Source organism: Aestuariibaculum marinum, from assembly GCF_014596975.1.
GTDB classification, from domain to species: Bacteria; Bacteroidota; Bacteroidia; order Flavobacteriales; family Flavobacteriaceae; genus Aestuariibaculum; species Aestuariibaculum marinum.
The window spans coordinates 113681-133484 of sequence record NZ_JACVXD010000005.1 but is presented as its reverse complement, the minus strand read 5'-3'; the positions used below and the strand labels follow the sequence as shown (position 1 = coordinate 133484).

The 19804-nt window shown below is 34.1% G+C and carries 20 protein-coding genes; 11 read left to right on the top strand and 9 right to left on the bottom strand.

The annotated features are described in order from the left end of the window. The first annotated feature begins 14 nt into the window (after nt 1–14). From ICJ85_RS10600 to ICJ85_RS10585, 4 genes are read left to right on the top strand one after another with little or no spacing between them, the layout of a single operon-like run. Nucleotides 15–770, top strand: coding sequence for a hypothetical protein (locus tag ICJ85_RS10600; RefSeq protein ID WP_188223765.1), 756 nt, complete (start codon nt 15–17; stop codon nt 768–770). Between the two features lies 1 nt (nt 771). Next, on the top strand, nt 772–1167 hold the full coding sequence (locus tag ICJ85_RS10595; protein ID WP_188223764.1) for a DUF5675 family protein: 396 nt from the start codon (nt 772–774) through the stop codon (nt 1165–1167). 4 nt (nt 1168–1171) lie between these two features. Next, nucleotides 1172–1384: a hypothetical protein gene (locus ICJ85_RS10590; protein WP_188223763.1), complete on the top strand. Its 213-nt coding sequence runs from the start codon at nt 1172–1174 to the stop codon at nt 1382–1384. Between the two features lie 6 nt (nt 1385–1390). After that, nucleotides 1391–1585, top strand: coding sequence for a hypothetical protein (locus tag ICJ85_RS10585; protein ID WP_188223762.1), 195 nt, complete (start codon nt 1391–1393; stop codon nt 1583–1585). A 47-nt stretch (nt 1586–1632) separates the two neighbouring features. Here the strand turns inward: ICJ85_RS10585 and ICJ85_RS10580 are convergent, their stop codons facing one another. From ICJ85_RS10580 to ICJ85_RS10545, 8 genes are all read right to left on the bottom strand, one after another. After that, the gene (locus ICJ85_RS10580; protein ID WP_188223761.1) at nt 1633–2208 is read right to left on the bottom strand and encodes a hypothetical protein; all 576 of its coding nucleotides are present in this window, start codon (nt 2206–2208) and stop codon (nt 1633–1635) included. A 110-nt stretch (nt 2209–2318) separates the two neighbouring features. Beyond that, nucleotides 2319–3944 carry a hypothetical protein gene (locus ICJ85_RS10575; protein ID WP_188223760.1) on the bottom strand — a complete coding sequence of 542 codons (1626 nt, stop codon included), beginning with the start codon at nt 3942–3944 and terminating at the stop codon, nt 2319–2321. Next, entirely contained in the window at nt 3934–4509 is a 576-nt protein-coding gene (locus ICJ85_RS10570; protein ID WP_188223759.1) for a hypothetical protein, read from the bottom strand. The genes ICJ85_RS10575 and ICJ85_RS10570 overlap by 11 nt, the downstream gene beginning before the upstream one ends. Beyond that, nucleotides 4506–5186 carry a hypothetical protein gene (locus ICJ85_RS10565; protein ID WP_188223758.1) on the bottom strand — a complete coding sequence of 227 codons (681 nt, stop codon included), beginning with the start codon at nt 5184–5186 and terminating at the stop codon, nt 4506–4508. Before ICJ85_RS10565 ends, ICJ85_RS10570 begins: the two co-directional genes overlap by 4 nt. Nucleotides 5187–5679: 493 nt before the next feature. Continuing rightward, on the bottom strand, nt 5680–6495 hold the full coding sequence (locus tag ICJ85_RS10560) for a hypothetical protein (protein ID WP_188223757.1): 816 nt from the start codon (nt 6493–6495) through the stop codon (nt 5680–5682). A 2-nt stretch (nt 6496–6497) separates the two neighbouring features. Continuing rightward, on the bottom strand, nt 6498–8141 hold the full coding sequence (locus ICJ85_RS10555; protein WP_188223756.1) for a hypothetical protein: 1644 nt from the start codon (nt 8139–8141) through the stop codon (nt 6498–6500). A gap of 316 nt (nt 8142–8457) precedes the next feature. Beyond that, complete coding sequence (locus ICJ85_RS10550; RefSeq protein ID WP_188223755.1) at nt 8458–9510, bottom strand: alpha/beta fold hydrolase; 1053 nt, start codon at nt 9508–9510, stop codon at nt 8458–8460. Nucleotides 9511–9659: 149 nt separating this feature from the next. After that, nucleotides 9660–10082, bottom strand: a complete 423-nt coding sequence (locus ICJ85_RS10545; RefSeq protein ID WP_188223754.1) for a DUF6943 family protein — start codon at nt 10080–10082, stop codon at nt 9660–9662. A gap of 654 nt (nt 10083–10736) precedes the next feature. On the opposite strand from ICJ85_RS10545, the gene ICJ85_RS10540 reads away from it, so the two are divergent. After that, the gene (locus ICJ85_RS10540; RefSeq protein WP_188223753.1) at nt 10737–11054 is read left to right on the top strand and encodes a helix-turn-helix domain-containing protein; all 318 of its coding nucleotides are present in this window, start codon (nt 10737–10739) and stop codon (nt 11052–11054) included. Nucleotides 11055–11071: 17 nt separating this feature from the next. Here the strand turns inward: ICJ85_RS10540 and ICJ85_RS10535 are convergent, their stop codons facing one another. Then, nucleotides 11072–12124: an endonuclease gene (locus ICJ85_RS10535; RefSeq protein ID WP_188223752.1), complete on the bottom strand. Its 1053-nt coding sequence runs from the start codon at nt 12122–12124 to the stop codon at nt 11072–11074. A gap of 177 nt (nt 12125–12301) precedes the next feature. Between ICJ85_RS10535 and ICJ85_RS10530 the strand changes: the two genes are divergently transcribed. From ICJ85_RS10530 to ICJ85_RS10505, 6 genes are all read left to right on the top strand, one after another. Continuing rightward, nucleotides 12302–12838, top strand: coding sequence for a hypothetical protein (locus ICJ85_RS10530; RefSeq protein WP_188223751.1), 537 nt, complete (start codon nt 12302–12304; stop codon nt 12836–12838). 1079 nt (nt 12839–13917) lie between these two features. Continuing rightward, the gene (locus tag ICJ85_RS10525) at nt 13918–15846 is read left to right on the top strand and encodes a S9 family peptidase (RefSeq protein ID WP_188223750.1); all 1929 of its coding nucleotides are present in this window, start codon (nt 13918–13920) and stop codon (nt 15844–15846) included. A 79-nt stretch (nt 15847–15925) separates the two neighbouring features. Then, nucleotides 15926–16867 (top strand): alpha/beta fold hydrolase, encoded by a 942-nt coding sequence (locus ICJ85_RS10520; protein ID WP_188223749.1) that lies wholly within the window; start codon nt 15926–15928, stop codon nt 16865–16867. A 306-nt stretch (nt 16868–17173) separates the two neighbouring features. Next, complete coding sequence (locus ICJ85_RS10515; RefSeq protein ID WP_188223748.1) at nt 17174–17998, top strand: hypothetical protein; 825 nt, start codon at nt 17174–17176, stop codon at nt 17996–17998. A gap of 6 nt (nt 17999–18004) precedes the next feature. Then, nucleotides 18005–19120: a DGQHR domain-containing protein gene (locus tag ICJ85_RS10510; protein WP_188223747.1), complete on the top strand. Its 1116-nt coding sequence runs from the start codon at nt 18005–18007 to the stop codon at nt 19118–19120. Nucleotides 19121–19251: 131 nt separating this feature from the next. Then, nucleotides 19252–19785 carry a hypothetical protein gene (locus tag ICJ85_RS10505; protein WP_188223746.1) on the top strand — a complete coding sequence of 178 codons (534 nt, stop codon included), beginning with the start codon at nt 19252–19254 and terminating at the stop codon, nt 19783–19785. Nucleotides 19786–19804: the final 19 nt, after the last annotated feature.

Below are 19804 nucleotides of genomic sequence, written 5' to 3'. Positions count from 1 at the left end.
AAAAACGAATAATTATGGCTAGACAGACTGGTATTATTAAACTGAAAGGAACTATTGGTGATATTTCCTTTTACAAATCGAGTGACGGACACTTAGCACGAATTAAAGGTGGTCCGGATGCGAATAGAATTGCCAATGATCCAGCGTTCCAGAGAACTCGTGAAAACGGTTCTGAATTTGGACGTGCTGGTAAAGGTGGTAAAGTGATTAGAAACGCGATTCGTGTGTTACTTCAAAACGCCAAAGATAAAAAAGTGGTTAGCCGATTAACCAAAACTTTAGTTGCCATTACTAAAACCGACCCGGTTAATGAGCGTGGTGCAAGAACCATCCAAGATGGTGATATGGGCTTATTGAGCAACTTTGAATTTAACACCAACGGAAAGTTAGGTGCTACCCTATTTGCTCCGTTTGATGTGGCTTTTGATCGTGTTACGGGTGATGCTTCTTTATCTCTTGCTCCTTTTGCTCCGACTATTAGAATTGCAGCGCCCGCCGGTGCAACACATTTTAAAATTGTAACCGGTGCAGCTGAACTGGATTTCCCTAATGAAGGTTCAGTATTTGAGAGTGACGAAACCGCTATTTTGCCTTATGATGCTGCCGACACCGCTGCTATCGATTTAACAGTAACGGTTACTCCTAACAGTGTACTACCTGTGATTCAAGTTGTGGGTGTTGAGTTTTATCAAGAGGTAAACGGACAAATGTACCCTCTTAAAAATGGGGCTTACAATGCCTTAATGGTTGCAACTGTAGATACGGTGTAGTATGGATCTGGTGATACACAGAACTTATTTTGAGGAGGGCACCAACGGTGTCCTCTTTATTAATGCTTCTTTCTTTGGGTTTACCATTGAGCTGCCCTGGCAGGACAACACTAAAAACCTGTCCTGCATACCTGAAGGTATTTACGAAGTAAAACCGCGGTATTCTAAACGGTTTAAACACCATTTACAATTGATTGACGTACCTAATCGCAGTCTTATTTTACTGCATAGTGGTAATGATGCTAAACGTGATTTACGTGGCTGCATTGCTCCGGTAACGCAGTTAACCGGACTTGGTAAAGGTTTACAATCTCAACCTTTGTTACAACAACTGGTTTCGCTTTGTTACCAAAGCCACGACCTCAACATTCCTGTTTTATTAACTATTAAATCTTAACCTTATGAACCTTATTGAACGTTATAAATCTCCGACACCTAAGTTTTTTAGAACTTTAAGAAACATCGGCATTGCTTTAGCAACTGCCGGAGGCGCTATTATTGCCGCTCCAGTTGCCTTACCTGGTATTGTTATTAGTATTGCTACTTATGTGAGTCTGGCCGGTACTGTAGCTACGGCTGTAAGCCAAGCGGTTGTAGCTGATGAAACTATTTAAACACCTATGAACTACCCTGAAGCACATACCAAATACTCCATTATAGGTGGCACTTTCTTTTCTGCTTTACCCAATATTGGGACTGAAGATTTTTTAACCACAGGTATTATGGCTGTGTTTGGTGCTTTGGTGAGCTACTTTGCTTCTTTTTTTATAAAAAAAATACACAGGCTAATTTTTATAAAAAAAAGCAATAAATAAGATTTTTTACTGCTTTTTCCATCAATTATATTTTATATTTATACAAATTAGTCGTCAATTGACCAACTATATACTAATGAGGCGTCCCCTGTAAAATCTTTATATCTATCGATTTCATATAATTCCTCAAATTCACTTCCAAACCTTTCAAATGCACTTAAAAATCCAAAATCCCTATCCGGTATTTTCAATAATATATTACCAATAAGCGGTACTGCCTTTTTTGCCACTACCAACCAAGGAACAGTAGTTGTACCAACTATGTCAGTAACAATACCAAAAGCATCACCGGCTATACCACTTTCCACCTCCTGCAAGATTTCCCCCAGATCACGTGCAGATTTTCTTGTATGCCTTAAATATATATGAACATTTAAGTCTCTATCTGCCGGCAAATCCCTACTTAACACAAATAAACCTTCCGCACCTTCCTGATCTGTATCAAACTGATACGAATTCTCATGTCTTTTACTTAATTTAAAGGGTTCATGATTTGGCAAAGTAGTCATAATCATTTTGTCATTGTCGGTTGGATGCTCTGTTAAAATAACAAAATAAAGCTTCCATCTTTTTTTAGGTCGATGAATTTGAACTTCATCAATTTCCAATCTTACTTTTGTCATAATTTTGAATTTTGTTTAATGGTTAGTAATTATTTTTCAATTTTCAAAACAAGCTTTTTTAATTCATTTATTCTTAAATCTAAAAGAAAGACAATCATTAGGGTTTTAAATTATTTTAAACCTATTTCAACTGATAAAGAATATTCTTTTTCTTTATCATCTGCAGATACTTCAACATAAATCTCATAAGAATCACAATTGAAGGTAACCCATGCTCCATCAGAATCATTTCCCTCCTCTATCTGACAGTCGGAAAATTCTTCAGTTAATAGACGTTTGATGTCTATATAATCGCTAAAAACATCAGATCTACGTGGATAATAATTTGTAAAATCTAAATCCACACTTAAAATATTTCTCTGCAAATCAGTCAAAACAGTAGTTCTTGATTTCTCTCCAAATTTCAAAGAGCAATCATATAGCAAAGTGTTATCTAGGAAAAGGTTTTTCTCTCCTATACCCTGAACTATATTCTTGTCCTGAAACAGACATGCATTTAAAATAGTATTGATGTAAATCAAAAAATCCACAGATTCTTTATCCACAGATAAGTTGAGAAAACTTATATCTTCCTGGTAAACTTTAGAATTGTTCCTTTCATCCTTATAAACACATGAATAAATCGCATCCTGAGAACCAATTGCAGGATATACAATTTTAGGCATTTCAACAGATCCCATGCCTAATAAATTATGAATATCATTTTCTCCCCTATCCCATCTTAATTTATCCTGAATACGATATGTCTCATTAGGATTTAACGAGAATTTATAATGATTTACATTTAATTTTCGATAAGATTTTGCGGAACCAAGATCCTCTCTCTTCACCAAAGACATATATACTTCCATATCAATATCTATTGTTTTGTTACCCACATTCATATATGTTAAATCATAATATGCAAACGGGTGTGAATCACCAGTATTAAAACTATGTCTTTCAAATTTCGGTGTAATTAAAATAATATCTGAAGCAATTTTGCGGTCATAATTTAATAGTTTCTTTGCCTGACGATATGACCATGATATTATATCTTCCTTATCCTTTTTTAAATCAATAAATTCCAAAATATAATCCATTTGCTCATGAAATATTTCTGGAGTTAATTCTCCTTTTGATCCAACGGCTGTTGAAGAATTCTTAACTCTCTGATCATATACATAGCTTAGACCATTCATAGAACCAAGCCTAAAAGCCAATGCTCTATCTCGTTTTGAAGGATGGGTTCCAATTGTATATTCTTTCGACCCAATCTCCAAAGCTACCTGAAGTAACTCATTCGAAATCTCATTAAGTAAAGGTAAATTTGTGCTCAGTAAATCAAATAGTTCGAAATTAGCATACCACAACATAAAACACCCCATTATATCCGCTTGTGTCTCAATTATTGTCCTAGAAATCAAATCATCATTCATAAAATTCGGATGATTTCTATATGCATAATATTGTATCTGATGAGCAAATTCATGAGCCACTATAAAACGAATGACGTACGATCTAACTATTTCATTTTTTGATGAAATAATTTTATCAATCTCATTTATGTTGAATTCAATCCTCTCATTCGGCAATGAAACAATACTCCCTTCTCTGACTACATTCATTTGAACATGATACCCAAAAAAATTATTAAGTTTCTGTAATTCACTTATTGCAGTAATAGAATCATTCTGAGAAGATGCAGGCAAGGACATAAAAAGACTAAAAAAAAGAATAAAAACTTTATTTGTCATGACCTAATGTATAAAGTGAAACTGTATTTGTAAAGCTTACAAGAAAAACAGCAAACAGACAGTAATTTAGAGTGAGAAGAGAAATTAATATATTCTTATTCCTGTTAATACTTGACTCAGTCCAAATCAGAGATGGATTACCGCCAACTGCTTTAAGCAGATCATCCTTTTCCAAGTTCAATATTTCTTTCCTAGACACAAAGCTATCGGAATCTATTAACTCAAAACCAACTACAATCGTTGATTCATAATACTTGAGTGTACTTTCATTAATTCTATGGTTATAATAGAAATACGAACATATTAAACACAAAAATACCAACAAGGAGATAAGCATCCAGGTTATTCTATTCTTTAGGTTATACGTTAAAACCAAAATAAATCCCGAAATAACAGTAGCTATAAACAAAATAAACTTTATCTGCGAAGAATGTTCTGTGTTATCACCCCATTCAGGCAATGGCATTAAAATTGAGCCAGCAACGACACCAACCCATGTCCCTACAGAAACAATGTTTTTCCATATTTTTTGAAATAAATCACCCTTAACCTCAATATAACTCATAGATTAAATATTATAGATTCCTCTTGAGAATGGAGATTTCCTATTTCCAATTTATCCTTTTTCTGAATTAACTTCCCGTCTTTTTCTATCCACATGAAATAATAACCCGGAGCCAAATTTCTTTCTGCATTATTGGTTGGATTATTAAATATAAATTTGGGATTAGGATTCTTAAAATCCCACAAGTAGTTACACTTTACCTCATAACCACCTATTTCTTTATCACCTTTTCTGGTATATACTAAAACCCGAACTTCAGTTTTAATCGTGGAATCAGCGCCTAATGCAGAAGCTTTAATTTTTGTTAAATAATCACTTTGAATGGCATCAATTACTGAATTTATATAACTATTATTTTCTCCAATGGCCACCAACTTTTCCAAACTCTTTTGAGAGCTCTCTAATGATAAAAAAAATAATGAATCATTCTTCTCATCAAGATTATCTTTGTATATCGCTGAAAATAACTGACTAGTTGTCTGAGACAAATTCATAAGGTTATCTGCAATTAAAACACTATCATTTTCTTTCTTATCCGCCTGTTTAGCCAATTGTCTGATAGACCTTTGAATTTTCAATTCAATTTCTTTTATATTATTCTGACCACCAGACAGATTAAATGCCATTATAAATAAAGTGATTGAAACCGGACGAATAATAATTAATTTTAAACACATGAATTTATATTTTAAAACTTATAATTCCGTTTTCTTTAAAATGCGGCTTTAATAAAACTGCAGACTTTGTCAGTTTATAAACTTTATAATTATGAACCATTCTTATTCATTTAAATGCGCTACATCTGTTCATTAAATTAATATAATTTGTAGTATTATGATTACTCCAACTCAACGAACGATATAAATATACATAATATTCTTACGTAAAAAGTATTTTTTTCATATAATTAAATAAATTAATTACTGATTACCAGAAAGATAAACAAAAAACAACCATAAACAATAAAATAAGGGAAGTCAAGAAAATACCGAATTAACGTCTATAAAGAGTCGCATATTTTACAGATTCACTATGAAAGTAACCTACAATAACAAGCCTCAGGAATAATCCTAAAAAATTCTAACGATTACAAATCGTAATCTAAAAAGGTAAACAAAAAAGAACGCGAATTGCGTTCTTTAAAATATAAAATACAATAAATCAAACAGCCTAAATTATTTCATAAAAAAACAAGTAAACCAGAGCTCCAAACATTATTATATTCGTAATTATTAAGAAATTCGTTTTGTACTTAAGTATTCCATAAGATGAAACTATATCATCAATATTCCTAAGTTCATGCAACGCCGGGTTTTCTTCATTCCCAGACGCTTTGTCTTGTAAATTTTCTTTTGGCAGGATATTATTTACAGATGTTTCAAGCGCATCGATTTTATTATAAAGCTGACTGTTTTCAGACTCTATTTCCAACATTCTGTCGTTTAAAAGCCTGAAATTAAATTCAATTTTCTGATGCTTTTGTTTTTCCTCTCTTAATTTATTAATATGAGATTTTAATATTCTGTTGATCTGATCTCCATGAACTCCCGAAACGTCACTACTCTGCTCCAAGAGTTCTGACAAATTTTTTAATTCATCTGTGGATTCCATTATTTTTTCAAATGATAAACCGGACAGCATTGCTAATGAGCCAATCATTTTTGAAAGTAATAACATATTATTATTACCCGACGAAATTAAGTCACTAACCCTTTTAAAAGTTTTGGAATATGATCTATCTGAATCAACTATTAAATTAAACAACCCTTCATTGGAAATACCCTTATCAAAAAACACAAAAACTTTCTTATCTTTTTCGGATTTAGCCTTTTCTATTGAACTTTTTGATTGCTTTAACTGATAATGCAGTTTAGCTATATCGTTTTTTCCCTGATTTATTTTTCCCTCTAAACCAGTCAGGTCGTTAATAATATTTTCAAACTTAACGATACCATCTTTTTCTTCTATTTCTATTATTTCACTCATAATTACAGGGCTTCTAATTCATTTAAAAGGTCATCATTTTCATTCAGTATCAAAATATTGTTTTCTATAGATGCTTCTATATTACTTCTTATTTCCCTAATACTACTCAATGCCTCAGCTATAGCCTTCTTATTAGCATCTATAAGCGGCATAACGCCCTGAAAAATCTGAATATTTGTTAAGACTACCTTATTGACTTTATGATTTGATATTTCAGATTTCACAATCGCATTATCCCTTTGTCTCTGATGGAGCTTAGCTGATTCTACTTTTAATGTGGTATAAGCAATATTATCCTGATATTTCTGGAACGCCTGTAAAATCAATACTGACCCTATGCCTACAATTAATCCTGAAATTACCGGCGTCATATAAGGTAAAAACGGGATCAGGAAAGGAAAGGCGGCTGACAATGCTTTATCCAGCAATTCATCAATTACAAAACCTATAGACGCAGCAAAGGCCACTCCCATAACTTTCAAGGTCTCGTTCATCTTTTCCTTCATAGAATATTTCCCATCACATAAAATTCTTATGGATTTTATAACAGCATTAAAGCCTGCCTTTACGAATTTGAAAATGTTCTTCGCTATTTTAAATATTGAATTTAAAAGGGCGTCCACTAAAGTACTGATGAAAGCCCCCAGAGCACTATCCTTAAAAGTTGTAAACAAGTCTTTAGCTTTGGCTGTAATCCTTTGCACCAATAGTTTTGCTTTCTCACCAAAACTCAACTCCTGAGGTTCTCTATATAAATCAATTACTTCCGCAACGGTAATCGCCAGGAATTTTCCAACGACAGCTTTACCTGCCGATGTTACTGCATTTTTTCCCGCAATACCAATCTGATCTTTAGCCTGGTAAGCTATTTTTTTATCAAACAGTATTTTATTTTTTGCCTCCTGAGATCTTTTTACTTTGCTGTTTATTTCATCCTTATTTAAACCCAATCGTTCTTCATTCTTATCGGCCCATTCAGAAATGTCCTGGGTTTTTATATCTCCCTTAGATCTGTTAATTTTTGCTTTGGTTATGGTTGTGTTTTCTTCAGAATTCGCGAATTTCCTGCGTTCTTCCAAAGACAAATACTTTTTTAATACCGGGTCATGATGAATTTGAGATAATGGTTCAGTATGTTCTAAATCTGCCTTTTCTTTTCTTACGGTTTCAAACCTGTTGATTTCTTTACCCGTATAGCCATCCTTCACATATTTTGGTGCATTTTCATTAAAGTGTCTTAATTTTGCCTCAACAAATTCATTCCCTTCCAATTTTTTTCTTTCTTCTTTATTATAGACCGGGATATTCTTTTTAGTCTCTAAAACCTCATTAAATTCATTTGTGTGAATATATTTGGGTTTATATTCCTGAGATCTCTGATCTTCAGGTGTGTTTTTCCACTCCGTAAATCTCTTATATTCCAAATCTGCTTCAAATGCATTACTGTGCGCTCGCTTTTCCAGGACATCGGACATTCCAAACACTACTGCTATTGTTTCAATGGCTTTATCCTTAACAGCGTTCATTAAGTCTGAATTTAATTGCTTCTTATCCAGGTTATCCATCTGATTCTGAGTTTCATTGATTTCTTTTATCAATTCCAACTCTTCCTGGTCTATTTCAATTTCGAGATTTTCTATGCTCATGTTATAATCGGGTTAGTTAAATTATGTTTCAAATCAGGGTTCCATTTTGTGTTCTAAAATATATTTTTATAATTTAAAATTTGTACGGGAATCCTTATTACTTGTTAAAAAGCAGAAAAAACTGATGTATTACATAAATACATTCCGAATACAATGTTTTGAGATATTTTAACCGAATAAAGTAGGGTTTACAGCATCATCGCCTAGTTTCACAAAAGAATTTTACGGTATACCTAGAATCATCATTTAATGAACTATGATATTATTAATACATGATGATAAACTCTGTAAATAGTACAGTTATGAGGTCTAATTGTTAATCCAAACTTATTTGTTTTAGATAATTTTTAATTGGTTCAATAATCAGTTCCGGAGTGTCTCTATATTCATAACCTACAATTTGAGGAACGTCAAGTTTAACAATCGTTAAATTCTGACCGTATGCATTCATCAATTTATCTTGGGCTTCAACTGTTAAGGGATAGACATTTTGCATGTGGAAATCATAGATTTTCCTTTGTAAGATTGTGTCCGAGGCTAATTTAAAAAAAAACTCTTTTGCTATTGAATCATGCATTTCATTAAACTTTTCTTTCCTATAGATAGAGTCTGTGGCTACACGATCAAGATGACTCCTTAATGGCGATGAGGGGAACGTCTTTCTGAGATCTTCCATTAGTGGTGATCCTGCAAATAACAAAGCAGCTACACCTTTCTCATGACCTTCTCTTCCTTTTTGGGATACAAAAAATAGTGCCGGTACATTAATTTTAAAAGAATCTAAAGTATAATGCCTGGGTTTATAATTCTGTCTAATTTCTGTTATTTTTTTCCGATCATTTTTTTCAGAATTAGCAACAGGGCTAGACCTCCCAAACATTTCGGATGCTTTATAAGGATCGTCTACAGAAACATCCAACCATGGAGTAGCTGGTCCACTCAAATAAACCACACCAGCAACACGATTCGAGTAATTTTCTGCTAGATAAGTCAGTTCTTTTGATGCCGATGAATTAGCTATAAATACGGCCCTTTCAATTTTTAATGCTTCCAAAAAAGCAATTAGATGATTTCCCTGACTTTCCACATTATACTCCCCCATTCCAGAATTACCATAGCCTGGCCTTGTCACTGCAATCACCCAATTATCATCAGTCAGCTGTGGACCAAAATCTTTAAACGTAGTTGCATCCCAAGCTTCAGAATGCACTAAAATCACAGGCATACCATGTCCGCCAAAATCAAGATAATGCGTTTGAATACCATTAACTTTGATAAATTTATTTTGTACTACTACCGTATGTTTGCTATTTCTACATGAACACACCAATGAAAATATGACAAGAAGGGTCAATAAAATTCGTTTCATATGCTATCTTTTAGAATACTGAGCTTATTTACTAAGGAAGATAAAAGCATTTAATTTTATCTAAATAACATTCATTTTTATAAATATAACAATTATTCCTACAACTCGACCCAGTGCGTTAACTCAAGATCCTTATAAACAATACACTACTATTTTATATTACATTTCAAACTAGCATTTATAAAAGCCTGTTTTAATTGTTTTAACTTATTTAAGTTTTGTTTTAAAGCTTCTTCATTTTGAGCGATTAGCTGGATTGCTTTAATCCTCTTTTTAAGATCTTCCGGATTATGATTACTCAAGCTTAACATCGTACGTTTACAATCATTAATCGTTATAAATGGGATGACGCTACCTTTTAGATAATATGCAAAGTATTGGCCCTGTTGTAAGATCATGGTTAAATAGAATAAAGTCGTTTTATCTGCTTCGTTTTTGGTGATTACTACAAAGCAATTCGGGCAAGGTATGCACATAGGTCTTCCGCTGTTCTGACCTTTGTTTAAAATAAAAAAATGAGGCTTTTCATAGGTGATTCCTGGGCGGTGGGTTTTGATTTCAAAATAAAGCATAGCTATCCAATTTAAAGTTGCTTCGCTACGCTGCGCGCCTATAATTTTTCAAAAGAAAAACAATAAAAAAGAAAGCTACTTTGATTTGTAGCGTGGATAAGACTGTCAAGTTTTTTTTGGGAAATACGACCTGTTGACTCCTTTCATTTTAGGCTGTTTTCTTTTAGCCTTTACTTTTTTAGTTCACTGTTTTTTATTTCATATTAAGGAGTTCATGAATTTCCTTCGTCGATTTGCATTGCCCAAAAAAGTAACAAAAAAGTCTAGGCTTACGAAACTGTATCTAAATTTATCGCTTGTTCCCTAAATTTTTGGAACTCGCTGAAATTCGATGGTTCTTAAATATTTCAAAATGCTTTATAAAGTTACCGCCTATTTAAACCCACGTTTGCTCGAACAGCCTAAAATTTTACGGAAACTGCTCTTCAAATTTTACGATACATTTTCGGCAGGCCAGTTTTAAATGCGGTTACATTAAAACGCACTCGCTATGACTTAAAATTCACGGGAGGTTTTGTATTTGTTATAAAAGGTGGAGATTTTTCAAAAAACCCGGAGGGCCTGAACTTTATAGCCTTAAAGCTCTGGCGGCAGGGAGCGACATACCTTTGCTTTGTTTTTTATTATTTTAAACTAAACTTAAAATTTAGGCTTATGGAAAATCCTTTTGAAATCATTTTGGAGCGCTTAGATCGCATTGAAACATTGCTACTTAAAATACAAGAACCGCAAAGAGAAGCAGACACCAAGCGCGTTATGAATATGAATAGTTTATCGGAATATTTAGGGATTAGCAAGCATACATTATACCGACTAACAAGTACTCGAGAAATACCACATTCAAAACGAGGAAACAGGATTTTGTTTGACAAACAACTTATTGATGAGTGGGCTTTAGGACAACGCATTAAAACCAGAGAAGAACTTGAGGAAGAAGTGAATGCCTATTTATTCAAAAACCGAATTAAATAGTTATTCAATTAAACTTATCAATCTTTAGCAAACTTAGCCTGAGACAGGTGACCTTCCTTATTTACTTGTAAAATATACAACCCGCCAGATAATTTTGACACATCTAATTGATTGTTGTTTATTGAAATTTTCACTTCTAAACCATTTATGGTATGGACCGCTGTTTTAATATTTCCATTTGCTGGATTTGAAATATATAAGGTGGCTTTTACAGTATTTGGGTATACTTCCAACTTTGGTTGCTCTTCCTTTTCGATACTTAAAAGGCTCCAGGTATCGGTTGCTGTGGTACCACCCCAGAACAATGTTGCCAGGTAAGGGTTATCAATAAAAGGATTGCGATTAGCCTGAATGCCTTCCAATACCTGATTGCGTTGTAGTTCGACATTGGAAACCGGGTCTTCCTGATTCCATTTTAGGAATATATCCGGCATTTCCTGACTATGGGTATTATCGCCTGATGCTGTATTATTAGCCGGACATTGTGTTGGATAACGCAAATGCATATACATAATGATACGTGCCACATCGCCTTTCCATTCGTCGCCAGGATACCATTCACCTCTATTGGTGACATGTGCATTACCACTACCCTCTTCGAATAAACGATTATTTCTTGAAGAATTCATATCGCCTTCACAGGCTCTTAGATTATGAACATCGGTACCCGAACCTGGTTCTGAAGTTGATAATGCCGGTGATGCCTGTGATTTAGCATAGACATGTTCGCGATTCCAAAGGCCACTACACCCGCTCACATGACATGATAAATCTTTTGATCTTGTATAATCGGTTTGATTATCGTTATCGGTATTATCATAACCATAAAACAGGTAGACATTATTTGTATTGGTTTCCACCTCATCAGTTTGTTTTACTGCGTCCCAAGTGTCTAATTGACTTGAAGTATAAGGTAATTCGGTTGTATGTGTTGTTTGAATTAATGTTGCTATCTGGTCTTTTATTTCTGAAGATGTCCCGTTAAAATCTATTGAGCTATAATACGATGGGATTTGGGCCTGAATGGCAGATACAAAAAACAGAAATAAGTAAATGTAGATTTGTTTCATTTGAAGGACTTTATACAAATATAATGTAAAACACATCTTACTCATGTAAAATAAAAGCTACTAAATTGTATTACCTGTTTTTGGTAAATTACAGTTCACTTAAAAGCAACCGTTATGACACGCAAAATACCTCCAAAAAAAATTATATTTTCATTACTGAGCATTATCAATGATTTAGTGACACAATATGGCGAGCATCCGGATTATGGAAACATACTAAACTATTTATCAAGTAAGGATTTTTATTATGATGATGAGCTTCCCATACCCAGTTTTAAAAGTATCAGCCTTGCTACTGGTATAAATGACTATCAAGTCAAGAAACGAATTAACCAATTATACGAAGACGTATTTGACTTTTATGCCAAACCCTTTATTGAATTCAGAGACACCGAATACTACATATACGCCAGTGACGATAAAAAAAGTGCGCAAATAAAAGTCAAAGGTTTAGGCACTATACCTAAAATTGGAGAGGATGTTACTTTTGACTTATTCGAAGGCAGAATCGGGGCTTCCTCATTTTATGTTAAAGATGTATGGCATACCTATGAGCAAGGTAAACACATCATTTTTATCATTTTAAACTCTGGACGATATAGTCTTTTCTGGCACTTTCGAAAAGGTGAAGCTGAAGCGAAACGAGAACTCAGCTTTAATGATCTTATTAATATGGATGACTATGAATTGAAACGTAAACTAGGGTTGAGATAGAAACTATTAGCAGGTAAACAAGCGCAGCGTTGGAGCGAAGCGGAAACAGCGAGCCGCCAGCGAGTTGAGCCAGGGTGTTCTGGCCAATAGCTTGGAACACGGTGGAAAGCTGCCGGAACTATGTTATCACCTGATGGCGCTATTTTTGACATCCGTTGGGAAAAACAAGGGTTGCGAATGCATGGAAGGTTGCCTACACCATAGTGTATTGCAGCCTGTAGTGCATTTGTAACTCTTGTGCGCGTTGCAAGAAGAGGCTTTGTTTTATGTTGAGGTACGAGGCTAAAATATAGCTTCTGGATGCAGATAGCCCCACCAAACCCCATAAAAAGCCTATTCCAAATTTGAACTTCTTCAAAGCAAACTCCTTAATTGTACTTTTCTCATGCGTCATAGGTTTCTATGCCTTATTCGAAGAGTCCATTGCTTTATTGAATTTCAATTTTTCATAACGACCTTTCATGGGGTTTGTTGGGACCTTCAAAAATTGTGACAGCTGAACAGCCCGCAGCGACCCGCAGGCGAGCCAAATTGTTAAGTAGCGGTTGTACCCCAACAGAATGATTGAGCCTTTATAGTTTGTGAGTGCCATACACTGCGACAAGCACAGTGTGACCATGATTTTAAATGCATTGAATTATTTTATTAAAGGCGAAACCTTATGGGGTTTCACGGTGTGCAACGGTGGCTGCAGCTCAACATAATTACAGTAAACTGTATTCTGTATTCGCTTTGCACACCGTTTGGGGTACAAAAGTAGCTACGAGTGAACTTATGGTGTAGTGTGTGAAATAAAACAAATAGACAGTGCCAACGAAGGGGTGCCACCGTAGTGGTAGTGGATATGGTATGTGCAAGTTTAATGCAATGGGCTTGAACATATGTTTTATGGAACTAAATGGAGCCATAAGTGAACACCGCTTTACCTGCGTAAACGGAAACACAAAAACCATAAACACATACAAATCAAATAATTACACGTAAAATCGTAAGAATATTTATTATATTTAGTACAATAAATATCAATGGATTAACTCAATTGTATTTGTCCATAGGTTGTTTAAATAAAATAGCTGAAAATGAAATCTAATAGCCGTATAATAATACTTATATGTTTTCTATTATTAAATAGCTTAACTCAAGCCCAGCAACCATTCGGTAATATTATGGAGGGATTCCCTTCGGCTATTGAGGAATTATTTGATAAGGGACATCCACAGGCTAAGGTTTTAGGTCCTGGTCTGTTTAGTAATTCTCCACCACTTATAGAGCAGTATTCTTTAACTACCAATCAGTTTGCAGGTACTCAGAACGGGAGTTTTTATATACGAGCGGCAGATACAGATTCATTTACCTGGTCAATTACACCAAAAGACGGATGGTACTGGAACATAGACAATTCCTTATGGTCTCCCAATGGTCAATACATCATAGTAAAACAAACAGATGATCGTAAAGTACCTGAAATAAAACTCTCACAGGATAATTTTGAAAAGATTACGTACAAGAAATACAGCAGAGCAGGACAAAATATTCCTATAGAACAATTTTATATTATAAATCCGGCCACAGGAGCCAAGACAGCCATCGAACAACAGCCAAATCTTACATATGTTCATGTATTGGAATGGAGTAATGCGAGTGATAAACTATTCCTTATTGCAGCAGACAGACTGATGAAAGAGGTTCATTTACAAATGGTAGATGCCAACACTGGAAAGGCGACAGATATGTTGGTCGAAAAGTCAGACACCTATTTAATAGGATTGAATTTATTACAAGGGTATTCCAAAAGGCTACAAGATATGCAAGTGGCTTCTTTTTGGGAGGACAAGAATCAATTTACATGGATGAGTGAACGAAGTGGTTACAATCAAATATATCTATACGATTACACAGGGAAATTAATAAGACCTTTAACCAATTTTTCAGAAAACGGAATTGTATCATCTATTCAGAAAATAGATAAAGAGTCTAGGACGATTTACTTTCTTGCTCATTCTGACAAGGAACACCCCTATTCTTCACAGCTTTACAAAACCAATTTGAAAAAAGAAGAGATTACGAAGGTGGTTGATACACCTGGAATAATGGAACTTTTTTTTCCATACAGTAAAGACACGCTTTGGATACTACGCTCAGCCCTTCCTAAAACCTTACAATTAGATCGTTATTCACCCCAAGGCAAGTATTATGACTCTCCGTGGAAAGGAAATTTCTCCAGTATCAAAGAGAATTATTTCAACTATGAATATGTAACAACCTCGTCTGCCGATGAAACGATCAAACTCCGGCCCCTAATATTAAAGCCCTCTAACCTTGATGAAAGCAAAACTTATCCTGTGGTTGAATACATTTACGGGGGAAATTCATATAACGTAGTCCCACTAAATGTTTTAGATAAATGGCTATGGGAAATGAATAGGTTGGCACAGGAGGGCTACATTGTAGTATTTATCGATGGCAGAGGAACTGCAGAGCGTGGAAAAGCATTTCAAGACTTTAGCTATGGAAAATTTGGCCAAGTGGAATTGGAAGACCATATTTCTGTGTTGAAACAACTAGGAAAAGATCGACCATACATGGATATGGATCGCATAGGAGTTATTGGACATAGCTGGGGAGGACACTTTGCGCTGCGTGCCGTTCTGGAAGCACCTGACTTCTATAAAGCCGCACATTTAAATGCCCCTGCCATAGAGCCTAAGGAATTTCGAGTGGCTATCGAACCCTTCATGGGCTGTTTACCAAAAAACTGTCCGGAGCGCTACGCTATGTCCGGCATTTTGAATAAGCTGGATCGATTAAAAGCTCCTTTAATGATTGTGCACGGAACAGCTGACGACGACGTACCTATAGATGAATCATATAAACTAATGAAGTTTTTAGACCAACGGAATTACAAAAATTACACGTTTGTACCTTATGATGGCATGGGACACATTGTGATGAGAAATCCTGAATGGTTGCCCAACGTGGTCCGTTTTTTTGAAGAGAATTTAAAGTAAAATACTAATTAATCTTGGCAACAATATATCTGAACAGTAAGAAAACAACAATTATTAACTGATAATAAATTAAAAAATCATGAGGTCTTTATTTACTTTAAACGGTTTTAAGGTTTGGATACTGATCGTTAGTTTCCATCTTTTCAACTATTCTATAAACGCACAGGACAGTTCAACTAAACCTACTTATCAATTTGTAGAAATTGATGGGTATAAATATCATGTTAGACTTGGTGGACAGGAGCATTTGGAGCATGGCATTCCTGTGGTTGTACTGGAAGCTGGATTTGGTGACTGGAAATGGGGTACTATTTTCGATGATATTGCAAAAACAGCCCCTGTTATAGCTTATGAACGATCTGGAATAGGTCAATCGGAATGGAATGAGATGGAGTATACAACGCTCAATGTCGTAAATATTTTACGGAAAATACTCCAAAAACTTGAGCTTCCTCCTCCCTATGTTTTAGCTGGACATAGTTGGGGTGGTGTCCTTATCAGGACCTTTGCCGGACATTTTCCAGAAGAAATAAAAGCACTTGTATACATCGATTCTACAGATTTTACAACACATAGAGACCATACTGAATTAGTGGAAATGGGTGTAGATACAACAGGAATCGCAGCATTTGCAAAAAAGTATAAGGAAAATGATATAAAAAACGCACAAAGTTTTCCTCCAGGATACAGGGCTGAATGGATATATATAGGTGAACTCTTTTTTGATTTTAAAGGCGAAGATATAGGATTGGGTAGTAACCCAAAAATTCCCATCGCCGTGTTTGTTGGCACAAAATTACCCAAGCATCTTCCAGCGGTGACATCTGACAATCCATTTGAAAAAGCATTTTTTTCAATGGAGTACCGCAAAGAAGCGCAAAAAGAAAGAATCCAGGCCTGTACTGAATGGATTAGTGAATCTCCTGAGGGATACTTAATAGTGTCTCCAAAAGCCGGACATTATTTTCATCTTGACGAGCCCCAATTAGTTGTTGAGATGATAAAAAGACTCATTGAGTAATTACAGGTTCTAAATATCACCGAAAATCATGTTTGCTCCTCTTAATATCAAATGCTCGAAGTGACAATAGTTATAGCCTGGCATGCAGATATATTTTATGGAACTAAATGGAGCCATAAGTGAAAACCGCTTTACCTACCTAAATGGCATTTGAAATGAAACTATTCATAAGATTTGGTATGTTTCGTTATCAATTGTAAGAATTATATGTATATTTAACCCAATAAATCTTATGCAGATAAACGCAATTGCGTTTATCCTATTGTTGTATGCCATTAGAAAAATTACACATGAAAATAAATAGAAATGAATGTAATTAGTTACGAAATTGAAATAAAAAGATCCAAATTCCTCGGATTTAATCAATCTGACAAGGAGAAAAGCGTTTACGATTTAGTAGCTGATTCTTTTGGAGACGAACTAGAGATAAAAAACAATAATCTTAAGGAAAGTTTAGAATCTGAATGGGAAGAAATTGGTCATTCAGAATTAAAGGCCATTTTCAACAAAAAGAATTGCTGTGGATATAGCACAACAGAAAATTTAAAACTTTTCCTATTTGAAAAGTCTAATTCTGCTGCTAGAAGTAAAAATAATATAACAGTTGACCTTATTGCATTTGGAAAGCTTGATGCAACCAAAATCTTAAACCACAGTTTTCTTAAAATAAAGGAGATAATCTCTTCAAAAAAATTAACATGCAGTTATATTGATGGAGCTCAAGCATTCATTTTCCCATTTGATACTCAAGGGAATGATATTTATTCTTATGAATTAAAGGTTAAGGCGGATTTAATTTCAAGGTTTACAATTAATAATAAAGTTTATAGTAGATGGATAATTATGATAATAGGGTTCTTAGTTGCACTTATTCTTAAAAACAATGGACCTGCAACGTCTGAATCAGATACGACAACTACTGAAAGTGGTGTTATGGATTCAATAATTGCATCATTTATATTCTATTTATTGGTTGAATTGGTGATCTATTATGTTATTCCGTTTTTTACTCAAAAAAACAAGAAGCATTTGAAAATATCGAATTTATCCAGTTTCATAGAGAGTAGCAGTAGTAACTCTGGGACAACAGATTCAGAATCTAATACAAACTTTGAAACACCAAATATTTAACCTCTTATGAAAATACCATACATAAAAATACAGCAAAGAGGTGAAACATTTTTTTCAGTAAAATTTAAAGCCTCATTTCTTCTTGAACATTTGAATTTTCATTTTCGAGAACCATATTCCAATTATGAAAAGGAAGAAGTAATTATAAAAAATGAAAAATATATAGACACTATTCGAAATAAAGGGATTCAATTGGCTTCTTCAGATGAAGGGATTCAAAGAAGATTACAAATTAATAGAATCAATAGTATTAAAGACTTTATTGAAAATGGCAGTGATAATTTTTTACCGTCATCTATTACCCTTTCAGCTGATATTAGTACTCTAGATAATTTTGAAGATCAATATTTGAATTATGAATCTAATGAAATAGGATTTTTTGAATTTCCTGAAAACTTCATGTTTTCTATCATTGATGGTCAGCATAGACTTGCTGGCTTATCGATGGTAAAGCAGGACATTCTAGAGCAATTTGAAATCTCGGCAATTTTATTATTCAACGTTTCAAAATCAACAGCCGCAAAATTATTTGCAGATATCAATGGAAAACAAAAATCAGTTAATAAATCACTAATCTATGATTTGTATTCAGATGTAGATTCTAGGGAATTTAATCAGATAAAAAAGTATCATATTATTTGTGAAAATTTCTATACAAATCCTAAAAGTCCTTTATTCAGACAAATAAAAATGCTCGGAATTGGAAGTGGTGCCATTTCACAAGCTTTCTTTATTGATTATGTTAAGGATGCGGTTAATAAAACAGCTTTAAAAGATGCTCATGAAGAAGAAATATTTAAAGTATTATTCTACTATTTCAGAGCATATCAAAACACATTTCCGGAAGACTGGCCTGTTTTATTAAATTATGACTCTCTGAACCAACTTGATGAACACGCAACAAAAGTCCTAAAAGATAGAAAAAGCCAATTAGTAAAAACTAATGGTTTTGGAGCGATTGTAAGGGCATTTCCACATATCTATAAATCTTGCAACAATGATCCCGAAAGATTTTTTGGAGTAATCAATAACTTAAAAGGCAAGATGAAATGGACTGATTTAGAAGGTACTGGAAAAGCACTTCAAAATGGCCTATTTAATCAGATAATAGAAAAAATATAAAACGGCATACAACAACACCTATGAGCAATAGCGCCCTTCGGGACGCTACTGCTCATAGCCAAACCGTTAAAAAAACTGCGCAACCAAAAGATTAAGGCCATAAATTGAAAATAAACGTTTGTTTAGAGAATATGAATGACACATTTCAATATAGACTTACCAAAAGCGAAAAAAGAGAAATAGCTCAAAATCTAATTGAGATTTTACAGAAAGATGCTGAAATAAAGCAACAAACCAGCATATTTATTTCTAATTGGATTTTAACTGCCTCGAACGAAAAACGAAAAGCATTCTTCGACGTTTGGGAGATAGTCTTAAAGAATTATTTACCTTCAGAAAGACCAATATTATTTAGGTCTTGTCAACGAGTTAGCAAAAAAAATAAAATAGCAAGTTTTACAGGAAGATTGGAATGTGCTAAAAGATTTAGTGATGGAAAGGGAACTTTAATAATATGTGATACAAATGAAACTTTGAAATTTGAAGAGTTTTCTAAAGCTGATAATTATACTAAATCATTTTATCCACTTTTTCGTGTTTTAATAAGAGCGAAAAATTCTGGAGGTTCTGGATTTTCTGAAAGAATCTTGAATGATTATATTGGAGAAAACGAATACATAATGAAGATTGATATGGAAAATATGCAGGGTTTAAAGTGGAAATAAAAACCGGTTGAACGCGAAA

Bases quoted from the DNA above. Each gene is read 5' to 3' on its own strand.
- ICJ85_RS10565 (WP_188223758.1), bottom strand. From the start codon at position 5,186: ATGTGTTTAAAATTAATTATTATTCGTCCGGTTTCAATCACTTTATTT.
- ICJ85_RS10570 (WP_188223759.1), bottom strand. From the start codon at position 4,509: ATGAGTTATATTGAGGTTAAGGGTGATTTATTTCAAAAAATATGGAAA.
- ICJ85_RS10505 (WP_188223746.1), top strand. From the start codon at position 19,252: ATGAATGACACATTTCAATATAGACTTACCAAAAGCGAAAAAAGAGAA.
- ICJ85_RS10585 (WP_188223762.1), top strand. From the start codon at position 1,391: ATGAACTACCCTGAAGCACATACCAAATACTCCATTATAGGTGGCACT.
- ICJ85_RS10580 (WP_188223761.1), bottom strand. From the start codon at position 2,208: ATGACAAAAGTAAGATTGGAAATTGATGAAGTTCAAATTCATCGACCT.
- ICJ85_RS10510 (WP_188223747.1), top strand. From the start codon at position 18,005: ATGAAAATACCATACATAAAAATACAGCAAAGAGGTGAAACATTTTTT.
- ICJ85_RS10600 (WP_188223765.1), top strand. From the start codon at position 15: ATGGCTAGACAGACTGGTATTATTAAACTGAAAGGAACTATTGGTGAT.
- ICJ85_RS10550 (WP_188223755.1), bottom strand. From the start codon at position 9,510: ATGAAACGAATTTTATTGACCCTTCTTGTCATATTTTCATTGGTGTGT.
- ICJ85_RS10520 (WP_188223749.1), top strand. From the start codon at position 15,926: ATGAGGTCTTTATTTACTTTAAACGGTTTTAAGGTTTGGATACTGATC.
- ICJ85_RS10525 (WP_188223750.1), top strand. From the start codon at position 13,918: ATGAAATCTAATAGCCGTATAATAATACTTATATGTTTTCTATTATTA.
- ICJ85_RS10515 (WP_188223748.1), top strand. From the start codon at position 17,174: ATGAATGTAATTAGTTACGAAATTGAAATAAAAAGATCCAAATTCCTC.
- ICJ85_RS10540 (WP_188223753.1), top strand. From the start codon at position 10,737: ATGGAAAATCCTTTTGAAATCATTTTGGAGCGCTTAGATCGCATTGAA.
- ICJ85_RS10595 (WP_188223764.1), top strand. From the start codon at position 772: ATGGATCTGGTGATACACAGAACTTATTTTGAGGAGGGCACCAACGGT.
- ICJ85_RS10560 (WP_188223757.1), bottom strand. From the start codon at position 6,495: ATGAGTGAAATAATAGAAATAGAAGAAAAAGATGGTATCGTTAAGTTT.
- ICJ85_RS10545 (WP_188223754.1), bottom strand. From the start codon at position 10,082: ATGCTTTATTTTGAAATCAAAACCCACCGCCCAGGAATCACCTATGAA.
- ICJ85_RS10590 (WP_188223763.1), top strand. From the start codon at position 1,172: ATGAACCTTATTGAACGTTATAAATCTCCGACACCTAAGTTTTTTAGA.
- ICJ85_RS10535 (WP_188223752.1), bottom strand. From the start codon at position 12,124: ATGAAACAAATCTACATTTACTTATTTCTGTTTTTTGTATCTGCCATT.
- ICJ85_RS10555 (WP_188223756.1), bottom strand. From the start codon at position 8,141: ATGAGCATAGAAAATCTCGAAATTGAAATAGACCAGGAAGAGTTGGAA.
- ICJ85_RS10575 (WP_188223760.1), bottom strand. From the start codon at position 3,944: ATGACAAATAAAGTTTTTATTCTTTTTTTTAGTCTTTTTATGTCCTTG.